Genomic DNA, 12,504 nt, shown 5'->3' on the forward strand with positions numbered 1-12,504 from the left:
GCTCGTTTATCATTTTAACTTTCCCTTTAACACCAGCGGCGTTCGAATGCCGGCTTTCACCTCCCCGCTCGGTATATATACCTGCCCTCCCCACCATACTGCGGTGGTTGTAACCGGTGCATTTATCGGAAGATCCTCTTTAACCCGCCAAGTATCAGTTAAGCTATTGTATGCCCAAACTTTCCGCCCGAAACCCGGATGTGCGATCTGTATGTTATTCTTTTCGTCGATCAATGCCCGCTTCTTTTCACTATCTTCTTCCACTGCAATTTCGCTCAGCAATCTTTCCACCTTTTTAAACGTAGCGCCCTGATCGCCGCTGAATATCCAAATTTCATCTTCACCCATTGCGAGCCCTGTACCTGCCGATAAAGCTTCTGGTAAAGACGCTTTAGCAATCCATTTTTTTGATTTGATTTGATATTGCCAAACACCCTGATAAAAATCACTCAGTGTCCCTTCATTCCTTTTTCTGCCCCCAATTAAATAGATAGCATCACCCAGGCTAAACAAATAAGCGTGGGAAACAGGGTAGGGCAGATTCACTTGCCTTATCCATCCTTTCTCCGGTTGCCGCATATCCAAGGCAAGCAACTGATCAGAAACGCCCTTCTCCAGCTCGCCACCGGCCAAATAAAGGATATCGCCCACAGACGTCATCGCCGCATTGCTTAACCGAAACGGCAGCGGTAGCAGGTTTTTTACTTGAAGGTGTTTGCCCTTCTTCCGGTATTGCAGCAAGAGCGTTTGATCGCTCAATCCTTCCCGATTTTCTCCTCCGGCAATTACCATCCCATCCGCCGTGCTCCAACTCGCACCATAAGCGAGATCAACCGGCAGTTCAACCTGATCCATCAACTCTTCCGCGTTCTTTGTCTTTTTATAAACATAAACCTGCCGGTGATAGGCCTTTACACCCCCCTCCCAAGGCAGTTTGTCCGGAAAATTTGCACCTCCTCCAATTAAAAGCAACGAATCGCACACCCCCACAATGGGGCCGGCCAAACCTGGATGTACCGTCCCCTTAGCTGCGCCGGGTATTGAAAAGGCTACCGACCAATCAAGCTGCCTTTGTTCATGCCGGCCCTTCACCGATATGGCTATTGTCATGAATATAAGAGAAATAATACGATAAAAACCTGTGTTCATTACAAAAAATTGGTACTCAAGGCAAAACCGACCGGAATTGGTCAAAACCCAGGGCCAGAACATCTTTTCTAAAGCGCTCGGTTTCCTCTTCACCCATATTCTGTACCGGCAAACGAAAACCACCGCAATCGATGCCCACCAATTTCATGTAGGCCTTGCCTGTTGCGATGCCCCCATACTTACCGAGCAATCTAATCATATCGATCGACTGTTGCTGCAACTTTTGTGCGTCCCCAAGCTTAGCCGATTCAAAAGCAGCGATAAGCTTGTGGTAAAGCGGAGCGGCATAATTGAAGGTGCTACCCACCGCACCCTTCGCCCCGAGCACTAAAGCCGATAACATATTTTCATCACGCCCCCAGAGCATATCATATTTACCCGCTGCAAAATGTAAGCAGGTTAAAAAATCCATGAAATCTTCATGCGTGTATTTAATGCCCGCAAAATTGGGTATGTTGCCATCAACGGCCGCTAAAAGATCGGCCATTTGAAAACCAACGCCGGTCAGCACCGGAATATGATAATAATAGAAAGGCATGTCCGGAACCGCAGCAGCCACCGCTGCACAGCAATCCGCAAGCGCCGCTACATGCGGCGGCTTAAAATAATACGGTGCCGTGAAAGAAACCCCATAGAGCCCGAGCCGATAAGCCTCCTTTGCCAATTCCTTGCAGTCGCTCAGGCAGGTACCCCCTAGCAATGCCATTACGTTAAAGTCATTGTCTTCCGCGGTGGTCACCGCCCAAGCCTCCATAACAGCAACCTTTTCGGCAAAGGTCATCGAGACCCCTTCCCCTGTAGAACCGCAAATAAAAGCACCGGCAACGCCATTGGCTTTCAAAAATCGATAATAATCGGCAATACCCGTTAAATTAAGTGCTCCCGAGGCATGCATCGGTGTAAAAGGAGCAGCAATTAAACCCGCTAAGTGTTTATTCATGTTTGTTATCATTTAATTTCGTACACTCAATCTAAAATTGCGAATAGCCATCAGTCTGCGCGAGCGATCGGTTATTTGTTAAGGTATTCCGATCAATCGGCCAGTATAACTTATACGCATCGGAAGCAGGAAGCCCGGTGTACTTATAAACAAAAGCATCACCAAAACGACGCAAATCATACCAGCGCTTCCCCTCTCCCACAAACTCAAAAAAGCGTTCTTGCAAGATGGCCTCCGCAGGATTAGTGTCCACAAGTTGATTGGGATAGCCGTGTACGGCAGCTTGATAATTACTTCCATAGGCTCTTTGACGGACCTGATTTATTTCGTCGGCCGGATTCTCGCCCAAGATCGCTTTTGCTTCCGCCAGCAACAGAAGTAAATCAGCGTATCGATAAATCGGATAATCATTGGTATAGGCCCTCATTCCTGCATTCTGTTCGCCCTGAAATTTTCTCAGGAAACAACCCGCCATACGGTATTTTCCCTCGTTATCCTTTTCATAGGCCGCCTGGATACTGGTATTTTTTCGCGTATCGTCCTCCTCAAATTTTCTATAGGTCTGTATTTTAGTGGGGGCGCGCAGTATACCGCCATAATTATCGGCCGTTACACTGAATTGCCTGTTTTCAAGCGAATCATAGAAATTCGCAATCAAACCCGTTTGCGGAACAAAATTGCCGATAAACCCTAATGTAGCTTCATTCAGTTGATGCCTGATTACAAAGATCATTTCCGCATTTCCTTTGTTGGCGGCATCAAATACTTCCCTATAGCTTGTTAGTAGGTTCAAAGACAAGTTGCTTTGTACCTCAAGCAGCGCTTGTTTAGCGACCTCCGCGTCTGCTGCCCCTCCCTCGCGGTGTGCGGTCCATAAAAAAACTTCCGCTTTCAGCATCAGCGAAGCAGACTTTGACCAGAACGCTTTGTTGCTTCGGATACTATAATCCGAGCCAAAATGGCTTATCGACGTCTCAATATCCTGCTTCACCAAGTCCAATACTTCATTAGCGGGGCTCGCTTCCTTTGCTAAATTAGCAACATCAATATCCGCTATTGCCTCCGTTTGCAGAATAGCCTTCCCCCAAGAACGATACAATTGAAAATAGTAAAAGGCCCGCATACCATGGGCAATGCCCAAATAATATTGCTTGGTTGCTTCGGTTACAACATTTGTGCTATTCAATTTGCTGATCAATAAATTCAATTGATTGATGTTACTATAGAAATCTCCATAATTACTTACACCGGGGTTATCCAGGTCAAGGTTATGTAACCACATCCGTTCCAGGCCCTGCGAGGCTTCACCGGTAAAGGAGGCTGAGGTACCGGCATCATTTCCAAAAATATCGCCTCTCAGTTCGCCCAGATACATAAAACCTTGCGCATGGTCTCGGAAACGGGTATGCAAACCCGTAACAAAGGCGTCAAATTGATCCGGCGTTTTCCAATAGCTGGCATCGCTGATGGTACTCACCGGTACCAAATCCAGCTTTTTATTGCACGAAGTAAGGCCCGTGGCACCTATGCTGATCGCTATAAGCGATATGATCATTGTAGTTTTCATTTAGATAATTTTTTTTCAATGGCAATGAAGTTGTTATACTATTTTTTACATTCGTTCATTTGATAAAGGATGATCTCACCGATCTATCGCCTTAAAATGAAACCTGAACACCTACTACAAAAGAGCGTGGCGTTGGATACGTACCACTGTATATTCCCGTCGCGAGGTTACTCGCGTTCACCGGCGGCTCAGGCGTCGGACCCGAAAACCCGGTGATGTAAAACAAATTGTTAGCACTTACATATGCTCTAGCCTGCGAAAGCAAATGCGTTTTTGATAATAGGCTTTTGGGCAGATCGTACGACAAGGTGATTTCACGCAAAGCCAGGTAATCCCCTTTTTCATAGAACCTGGAATTATTACTGTTCAACACCGGGTTTGCGTTATTTCCGCGCGTATAATTCTGTTTCGAACCCGCCACCTGATCGGCAAAATATACTTTTGGAATATCCGTTACCGTATTTGTTGGAGACCAAGCCTGTTTCTGCAGCTCGATGTAATTGAAAGTTCCCTGATAATTTCCCAAGGTCCGCGCTACCAAATCGTTATAGATGGTATGTCCCAACGCAAACTCCCAGTTCGTAAATAAGCTCAGGGCTTTATAGCTTAAATTGGTTGTAAATCCCCCCGTCCATTTCGGATTAATATTACCGATATAGACCTGATCGCGCGAATCGATGATATTATTGCCATCTACATCCAGCCAGTTTACGTCGCCCGGTGTGATGCGTCCATTCGGCCCGGCCGGCAAATTAGGTCCGGTAATCCCGGCAATAGCATCGGTTCGATTACCGGCCAACTGTTGCACCTCTTGTTCATCCTTAAAAATAGAAACCTGTTTATAGGCATAAATGTCGCCCATCGATTGCCCCTCCTGATAACCACCGACCCAAACGACCTGACCTGATTTCGGATCATAGACCTGTAAGCCGCCCTGGCGATTATGCTCGTTGCCATTATAGGGTAATTCTAAAATTTTGTTCTTAACAAAAGCCGCATTGATACCCACATTCAGGTTAATACCTTCCGGCTTACGCAGTAGCTGCGCATTCAAAGCAAACTCATATCCTTTATTTTGTAAGGTACCCAGGTTGGTGGTAATCGAAGAAAACCCGACATAACTTGGAAGAGACAAATCGGTCAACAAGTTACTCGTCCGGCGATCGTAATAATCGAACAACAGCGTTATTCTATTATCGAATAGCCCCAGATCCAATCCTAGCCCTGTCGTTTTACTCTTCTCCCAGGCCAAGTTGCTATTAACCGGTTCGGTGTTTAAGTAACCCGCCACACCGTTATAGTTGGTCTGCAGGCCATAGGTTCCCTGCACTTCGTACCTGCCCAGCCCCGAAATATTCCCGTTCTCACCATAACTCACCCTAGGTTTGAAGGTCGAGATATATTTCGATAGGGCCGATGCTGCAAAAAAGTGTTCCTGATGCATATTCCAACCCGCTGAAATCCCCGGAAAGAATCCGGTACGATTTCCAGCCGCTAAGCTGGACGCCGCATCCAAGCGATAGACCGCATTAATTAAATACTTACCGTCAAAGTCATAGGCCAGGCGGCCCAAAGAAGATATAATGCGGTATTCCGACTGCGTGCTGGTGTTATCTCCCGGTACAAAAACCGTCGAGGCATTTACCGTAGGTATATCATCGGTTGGTGCATTTTTTCCGTACACCTGCATGTAATCCGTTTTTACATTGTAGTATTCCGCCCCAACCATGGCATTGAAATTATGCTTATCGTTAAAGGTTTTGGTATAATTGAACAGGCCATTGAACTGCGTCTGAAAATCCCGATTCAAGTTTCGGTAAGCATCTCTGGAAGTACTACCGATAGATGGTGGATCCGAAAAGATGTTAGCATAGGTTTGTGTAGACTTCTGAAAGGACTCATTAAACTGCTCGAGCATATAAGCATTGGCAGTAGCTTTAAAATAGAAGCCGGGAAGAATGTCCCATTTCAACGAGCCATTTACAATGACGCGATTGGTTTCATTTTTTCGGGAGATACGTGATAACCAATACAAGGGGTTCCCGTCATTAACCCCATTCCCGGGGTTCGGTAAAGTCTTCGCTTCATCGAGCCAGGGATTGAACGTTGGCCAAATGGCCAGCGTCCGATATAGCGCATTTACTTCTGACCCCGCAACACCATACTGAGAGGAAGTAGATAGCGTAACACCCGTAGACACCTCCAAATTAGGTTTTATTTTGTACGAGCCATTTACGTCTGCCGAGTAGCGTTTATAATCCGAACCCACAATCACCCCTTTTTCATTATAGGCATCAAAGGAGGCAAAATACTTACCCCGGTCATTCCCGCCCGTAACATTGACATAATGATCCTGCGTTGTGGTGTTTCTGAATAAAATATCCTCCACCTCACCACCGTGATCTTTATAAATAATTTGGCCGCCGTATGGGTCATCCAGCACAGCCCAGCCCTCGTTTACAAGATAGTTAAGCTCCGGTGTATACCGCCGAATATCAAAAGTCGCTAAATTAGCCGGATCAGTCAGCAGTCCAAGCCCACGGGAGCTATTCACTTGTGCCTCCGTTCTGTTCGCATTCAAATAACCCAAACGCGTGTAGTAGATATAGTCACCGGCATTCATATATCGATAACCGTTTCTCCGTTGATTAAATCCACCGGTAAACTTATACGTGATCTGCGCCGTACCGGCCTTACCCGTTTTCGTAGTCACCAATAAAACCCCATTATTTGCCCTGGCGCCATAAATCGCGGTGGCCGAAGCATCTTTCAATAACTCCATCGACTCGATATTCTCTGAAGCAATATCATTTAAATCGCGTATAACCCCATCAACCACAACCAAGGGCCCTCCCGGATTATTGATGGAGGCGCCACCTCGTAGACGCAACATCGGAGCAGCACCCGGTTGCCCGGTTTTATTAACTACTTGTAAACCCGGCACAGCACCCTGCAAGGCCGAAGCTACGTTTGCGCGCGGTACATTTTCAAGTACTTTTTTATCCAATTTAGCAATGGAACCGGTGATGTTCGATCGGCTCTGTGTTCCATAACCTACCACCACCACTTCATCCATTGTTTGCACATTCACTTCAAGGCTAATGCGGAGCCGGGTTTCTTTCCCCACAATAATTTCCTTTGGCGTGTAGCCCGTATAGGTTACCATCAGCACATCCTGCGGCTCCGCATCTAAACTAAACTTCCCCTCCAGATCGCTCTGTACCGCTGTTCCCGTTGATTTGCGCGTAATGGTAACGCCCGGCAAGACTTCGTTCGTTGTTGCATCAACAACCTGACCGACAATCCGTTTCGTCTGTGCATACGCTTGCTCATAGCCCACTATCAGCGTACATAGTATCGCTACAAGGTGGATTTTTAGGTTTACTCTCATAATTACTAGTTCAGGTATAAAAGTATTAAGTATTACATAATGCACAAATATAGAGATTAAAAAATAATATGCAAGAAAAAAACAAGTATATGTATAACATAATAACGATTGCAATTCATTATCTTTGTTGCAAGTTTAGCATAACACCCTATGAGCAGTAAAAGCACAATCTCAGAGCAATTTGGCACATTAGACACTTCCAGTCTGGTCGATCGAGTAGAAATGAAGATTATCGACTTATTTATTAATAAGGGCTTGAAAGTTGGGGATGCGCTTCCAAAAGAAGTGGAGCTCGCTGAAATTTTGGGCGTGAGCCGCACGGTTATCCGCGAAGCGATGTTGCGGCTGCGCATGGTAGGACTGATCGATTCGAAAAAGCATCGCGGTGCTGTGCTCACCAATCCGGACTTGCTCTCACCTTTAAAAAAATCGCTCCATCCGAGCATATTAGCTGAGAAAACCTTACGGGATTTATTTGAAATGCGCTTGGTGCTGGAGGTTGGTATGGCGGACTTGCTATTTGAACGTATTACGGATACCGACCTGGAAGAATTGGACAAAATTGTTGCCAATGAGCCCTTGAATCCGGACGCGACCCTATTTAATATTATAGATGAAATCGCTTTTCACGGGAAGCTCTATGAAATATCAGGCAATCAAATGCTGAAAGATTTCCAGCATATGCTTTTACCGGTGTTTCAATATGTACATACGAGCGGCTTATTAACCAAAGCCTCTCAATCGAAAACATTCATTTCGCATCGGGGTTTGGTTGACATTTTAAAAGTTGGTAATCCCGAGGTATTCCGGAATGCCATGCGAAAGCATCTTGATAATCATTTCGCTCGCCTTTTCGCCCGTAACTAAGTTTTCTATGAATTGATTCTATCTCCATTTTGCACTGTGACAGTGCATTTTTTATAACATTTTGCACTATCATAGTGCAATGTACCCTTTTATAAAGAGGCCGTTCTCGGTTTGCCAATATCGAATGAGATCATACAATCAAACCTATCCGTCCACAAATGAACAGCGAGTGTTCAATATCGAACAGTTAGACCACCAATCAACAGAGTATACAGCACAAAATCAGTCATTTACATTTTTGGCTTAGTTGATGATAGCCTTCTGCTAAACACCGGAAATCGGTCGCGGAATATAAACGCTATGATCAAAAACTATTTGAAAACCACCTGGCGCAACCTGGTTAAAAGCAAAGGGTATAGCGCTATCAATATCGGGGGACTTGCCGTGGGGATGGCCGTCGTCATGCTGATCGGTTTATGGGTATATGACGAACTCACGTACAATAGCTACCACAAAAACTATGATCGCATCGCACAAGTGATGCAACATGCCAATTTTAACGGTAAAATAGGCACACAGAGCGCCAACCCTGCATTGATGGGCCCGGAATTACGGGCTAAGTACGGAAATGATTTCAAATATGTGGTACAGGCATCCTGGTATTACAACCCTTTGCTCTCTGTGGGCGACAAACATATCAGCCAAGAAGGCATCTATTTCGAAGAAGACGCCCCTGAAATGCTCAGTTTGCAAATGCTGAAGGGAACACGTGCCGGCTTACATGATACGCATTCCATTTTACTATCCGCCTCTGCGGCCCAAGCCCTATTTGGCGAGGAAGACCCCATGGGAAAAACCTTGAGGGTAGACCGCAGCCAAGAGGTGAAGGTGACCGGTGTTTATGAAGACCTACCCAACAACAGCTCTTTCAATAAGGTAAAAGTTATCCTGCCCTGGTCTTTATGGATTATTCAAAACCCCTGGGTCAACAAAATGGAAAAACCATGGGGCAGCAACTTCAGCCAAACCTTTGTGCAGCTTACCGAACAGGGCGATATGGAGAATATTTCCCGTAAAATCAAACATGTAAAGTCAGATAAGGTAGGGAAAGACGAAGCGAAAACTAACTGGGTGGTTTTCTTGCACCCCATGCGTAAATGGAATTTGTATAATGAATTCCGCAATGGTATCAATACCGGGGGGAGTATCCAGTACGTACGATTGTTTAGCCTCATCGGCGGCTTTGTGTTGCTATTGGCCTGCATTAATTTCATGAACCTGACGACCGCACGAAGCGAAAAGCGCGCCAAGGAAGTGGGCATCCGTAAAACCGTCGGCTCGCATCGCCTGCAACTGATCGGCAGGTTCTTTGCAGAATCGTATATCACCGTGCTGATCGCTTTTGTACTCTCTTTGCTATTAGTCATCTTATTCCTACCTTCTTTTAATGAGGTGGCCGACAAAAAAATCGAAATCCCTTGGCTCAATCCCCTATTCTGGTGCACCAGCCTGGCCTTTATAGTCATCACCGGCTTATTGGCCGGTAGCTATCCTGCGTTCTATTTATCATCGTTCCAACCCTTGAAGGTACTGAAAGGGACATTCAAAGTTGGCCGATTTGCTTCGGTGCCGCGCCAAGTACTCGTGGTTGTACAGTTTACGGTTTCTATTATGCTGATCATCGGTACTATTATCGTCTATCAGCAAATTCAGCATGCCAAAAGCCGACCGGTCGGTTATACCAAAACGGGATTGATAAACCTGCCCCTCGAAGGTGAACTGAGAAAACATTTTGAAGCCTTCAGAACAGACCTGAAAAACACCGGTGCCATTGAAGAAATGGCCGGTTGTCAGCTCCTTACCGGGGTATGGAATAGCAACGGCGGTTTTGATTGGGAAGGCAAAGACCCCGATTTGGCGACCGACTTTCCGAACAACTCGGTATCCGTTGATTTTGGTAAAACCGTGCAATGGCAAATAAAGGCGGGGAGAGATTTTTCAAAAGCATTCGCTACCGATTCCATGGCTTTTATCATCAATGAATCCGCCGCCAGGTTTATGGGATTTAAAGATCCTGTCGGGAAAACAATCCGACAAGGCGGTGAGCGTTTCACCATTATAGGTGTCGTGAACGATATCCTGCAGGAATCACCTTTCTTTCCGGTGCGCCCCACGCTCTATCATCTCGATTCGTATGATGCTATGGTGAATACCGTACTGAAACTAAACCCCAAACAGAACGCGGGACGATCCATTAGCGCCATTGAAGGTGTTTGGAAAAAATACGTGGAAGACGTACCCTTTAATTACTCCTTTGTGGACGAAGCATTCGGAGACAAATTCAAGGTAGAAGAACGCATCGGGAAGCTTTCTTCTTACTTTGCCGTACTGGCCATCTTCATCTCCTGTCTGGGACTTTTCGGCATGGCCAGTTTTGTGGCCGAGCAACGGACGAAAGAAATCGGCATCCGCAAAGTATTAGGCGCCAGCGTCGCTAACTTACTGCAATTGCTTTCCAAAGAGTTCATCCTGTTGGTAAGCACTTCCTGCATCATCGCCGTGCCCGTCGCGTGGTATTACCTTAGCCAGTGGCTTAACAATTATGATTACCGTGTTCGCATCAGCTGGCTTGTTTTTCTCGTAGCGGCTGTACTGGCGCTGGTGATCACCCTGCTCACTGTTGGCTTTCAAGCCATTAAAGCAGCAACCGCCAATCCGGTGAGGAGTTTACGAAATGAGTAAATTCCCTTTCTATTCACTATATTTATCATAGAATACGAAAACGGACGCAGGCTACCCCTATAATGAAAATTACAACGTACATACCTACGGCTCAATTAACGCCATTTATCAAAGATTATAAAATCATTGAAAGCCAGTATGATACAACCAACCAAGTGGTACCTAATGCCTCATTTGCTTTAGCTTTTCGTCTTAGCGGCCAAATATCGTATATAAACAACGACCGCTTCGTCGATTTACCAAACATCGCCTTGTCAGGATTGCGAAAGTCCGTTCGGTTTATCCATTATAAGAAAAACTCAGGCACCCTTATTGTCTCATTCAGTGAACAGGGTTTGTCCGCCTTCTTCAGACAACCGCTTTACGACTTATTTGAGCAGACCGTTCCCTTAGACCATTATATACCACCCGCCACGCTAGCACTTGTGGAAGAGCGCCTAGCCGAAATGAGCAACAATCAATTGAGAATCGCCTGCATGGAGGAATTTTTAATCTCCATACTGATTAACCGTACGCCCGATCTATTAGTAACGGAAGCGATCCATAAAATCCATTCAACAAGGGGAAATATCCGAATAAAGGAGCTTGCTGCGGCTTTATGCATCAGCCAAGACGCCTTCGAAAAGCGGTTTAGAAAAATAACAGGAGCTTCCCCTAAACAATTTTCCCAGATTATAAAAATGAACGCTATTGTTCATCAACCTAATCCGGCATCGCTTCTTGACCTGGTCTTTGAAAACGGTTATTACGATCAACCCCATTTCAACCGGGACTTCAAGCTATTTACCGGACAAACACCCACTGATTTTTTCAAATCGCCTTCTTTTTGGTAATCAATGATTTTTTACAAGGATTGCTTTTTCCAACGCACCATCTCCACCAAGCTACCAAGGCGGGAAAATAACACACATCATCGGGCAATTCGTCTATTCTTATCGGCCCCTCAGCGCCCCATCTTTGTGTTATCAAATTTATTAACGAAATAAAAACACAAAAAGATGAAAAATTTTCCCATTCCCACAGCAGAACAAGTTTCTCCCGCTAATCAGGCCTTATTTGGAAACCTTCAAAAATTAGTGGGCTTCGTACCGAACCTGTTCGCTACCTTCGCTCACTCCGAAAACGCCTTAGGAAATTACCTGGCCCTGCAAAATGCCAAAACATCCTTAAAAGCCAAAGAACGTGAAGTCGTGAATTTAGTAGTGAGCCAGTATAATCATTGTGTATATTGCTTAAGTGCACATACAGCAATTGCCAAGATGAATGGCTTTTCCGATTCCCAAATATTGGAGATACGGAAGGCAGAAATTTCTTTCGACCCTAAGTTGGATGCACTTGCAAAGTTGGTAAAAGGTATTGTTGAAAATAAAGGCCATGCACCCTCAGCACTCACCGATAATTTTTTTGCAGCAGGATATTCAAATGGAAGTTTAGTGGATGTAGTGGTTTTGATCGGCGATAAAATCATCACCAATTACCTCCATGCCCTTACCGAAGTTCCAGTTGACTGGCCGCTCGCACCTGAGTTATAAATCGGCCGATAGATTATATCCCCGTAGCTACCTGGAGCAGCTATTGGGATATATTATTAAAAATGAGTATTGGAAATAACACGGATTTCGCTTTTAAAAAAGAACCTTTATTTTAGTCATTTTTTATATATGTTCTTTCTTATGAAATTTATTTAACTTTTGGCTTTGATCCAAAAGTTACAAAAAATCAAGGCTTTCCAGGTCTCACTAAAAATTCGGTTCCCATCCCTTTGTTCTGCGGAGCCGCCCCTATTCGCAATTCCTTCTCTTCGCTTTTTCGCATAACACTTTAGCCTGCGCTGCTAACCGAATTTTCTCTACGCTCACCCTGGAAGGCCGTTGTGCCCTGCGCTATCGCCCCGTTGCATAACCGTCC

At 45.3% G+C, this 12,504-nt stretch carries 8 protein-coding genes; 4 read left to right on the plus strand and 4 right to left on the minus strand.

What is annotated here, in order from left to right; all coding sequences use genetic code 11:
- Positions 1-9: 9 nt before the first annotated feature.
- The 4 genes from RYH73_RS01160 to RYH73_RS01175 all read right to left on the minus strand — a co-directional run bounded on the left by RYH73_RS01160 (position 10) and on the right by RYH73_RS01175 (position 7,047).
- The gene (locus tag RYH73_RS01160) at positions 10-1,110 is read right to left on the minus strand and encodes a hypothetical protein (protein ID WP_165446923.1); all 1,101 of its coding nucleotides are present in this window, start codon (positions 1,108-1,110) and stop codon (positions 10-12) included.
- Positions 1,111-1,165: 55 nt separating this feature from the next.
- Positions 1,166-2,089: a dihydrodipicolinate synthase family protein gene (locus RYH73_RS01165; RefSeq protein ID WP_335311416.1), complete on the minus strand. Its 924-nt coding sequence runs from the start codon at positions 2,087-2,089 to the stop codon at positions 1,166-1,168.
- Positions 2,090-2,120: 31 nt separating this feature from the next.
- Positions 2,121-3,656 carry a SusD family outer membrane lipoprotein NanU gene (gene nanU / locus RYH73_RS01170; protein ID WP_207303722.1) on the minus strand — a complete coding sequence of 512 codons (1,536 nt, stop codon included), beginning with the start codon at positions 3,654-3,656 and terminating at the stop codon, positions 2,121-2,123.
- 91 nt (positions 3,657-3,747) lie between these two features.
- Positions 3,748-7,047, minus strand: a complete 3,300-nt coding sequence (locus tag RYH73_RS01175; RefSeq protein WP_335311417.1) for a SusC/RagA family TonB-linked outer membrane protein — start codon at positions 7,045-7,047, stop codon at positions 3,748-3,750.
- A gap of 150 nt (positions 7,048-7,197) precedes the next feature.
- Here RYH73_RS01175 and RYH73_RS01180 point away from each other — a divergent pair, with 150 nt between their 5' ends.
- From RYH73_RS01180 to RYH73_RS01195, 4 genes are all read left to right on the plus strand, one after another.
- Positions 7,198-7,914 (plus strand): FadR/GntR family transcriptional regulator, encoded by a 717-nt coding sequence (locus RYH73_RS01180; protein WP_335311418.1) that lies wholly within the window; start codon positions 7,198-7,200, stop codon positions 7,912-7,914.
- 300 nt (positions 7,915-8,214) lie between these two features.
- Positions 8,215-10,596 carry an ABC transporter permease gene (locus RYH73_RS01185; protein ID WP_335311419.1) on the plus strand — a complete coding sequence of 794 codons (2,382 nt, stop codon included), beginning with the start codon at positions 8,215-8,217 and terminating at the stop codon, positions 10,594-10,596.
- Between the two features lie 62 nt (positions 10,597-10,658).
- Positions 10,659-11,429 (plus strand): helix-turn-helix domain-containing protein, encoded by a 771-nt coding sequence (locus RYH73_RS01190; RefSeq protein WP_335311420.1) that lies wholly within the window; start codon positions 10,659-10,661, stop codon positions 11,427-11,429.
- A 165-nt stretch (positions 11,430-11,594) separates the two neighbouring features.
- The gene (locus tag RYH73_RS01195) at positions 11,595-12,128 is read left to right on the plus strand and encodes a carboxymuconolactone decarboxylase family protein (protein ID WP_335311421.1); all 534 of its coding nucleotides are present in this window, start codon (positions 11,595-11,597) and stop codon (positions 12,126-12,128) included.
- The last annotated feature ends 376 nt before the right edge of the window (positions 12,129-12,504 follow it).

This window comes from Olivibacter sp. CPCC 100613 (assembly GCF_036959255.1).
Classification (GTDB): Bacteria; Bacteroidota; Bacteroidia; order Sphingobacteriales; family Sphingobacteriaceae; genus Olivibacter.

Coding starts and splice junctions, on each gene's coding strand:
- nanU (WP_207303722.1), bottom strand. CDS start 3,656: ATGAAAACTACAATGATCATATCGCTTATAGCGATCAGCATAGGTGCC.
- RYH73_RS01195 (WP_335311421.1), top strand. CDS start 11,595: ATGAAAAATTTTCCCATTCCCACAGCAGAACAAGTTTCTCCCGCTAAT.
- RYH73_RS01190 (WP_335311420.1), top strand. CDS start 10,659: ATGAAAATTACAACGTACATACCTACGGCTCAATTAACGCCATTTATC.
- RYH73_RS01185 (WP_335311419.1), top strand. CDS start 8,215: ATGATCAAAAACTATTTGAAAACCACCTGGCGCAACCTGGTTAAAAGC.
- RYH73_RS01175 (WP_335311417.1), bottom strand. CDS start 7,047: ATGAGAGTAAACCTAAAAATCCACCTTGTAGCGATACTATGTACGCTG.
- RYH73_RS01180 (WP_335311418.1), top strand. CDS start 7,198: ATGAGCAGTAAAAGCACAATCTCAGAGCAATTTGGCACATTAGACACT.
- RYH73_RS01165 (WP_335311416.1), bottom strand. CDS start 2,089: ATGAATAAACACTTAGCGGGTTTAATTGCTGCTCCTTTTACACCGATG.
- RYH73_RS01160 (WP_165446923.1), bottom strand. CDS start 1,110: ATGACAATAGCCATATCGGTGAAGGGCCGGCATGAACAAAGGCAGCTT.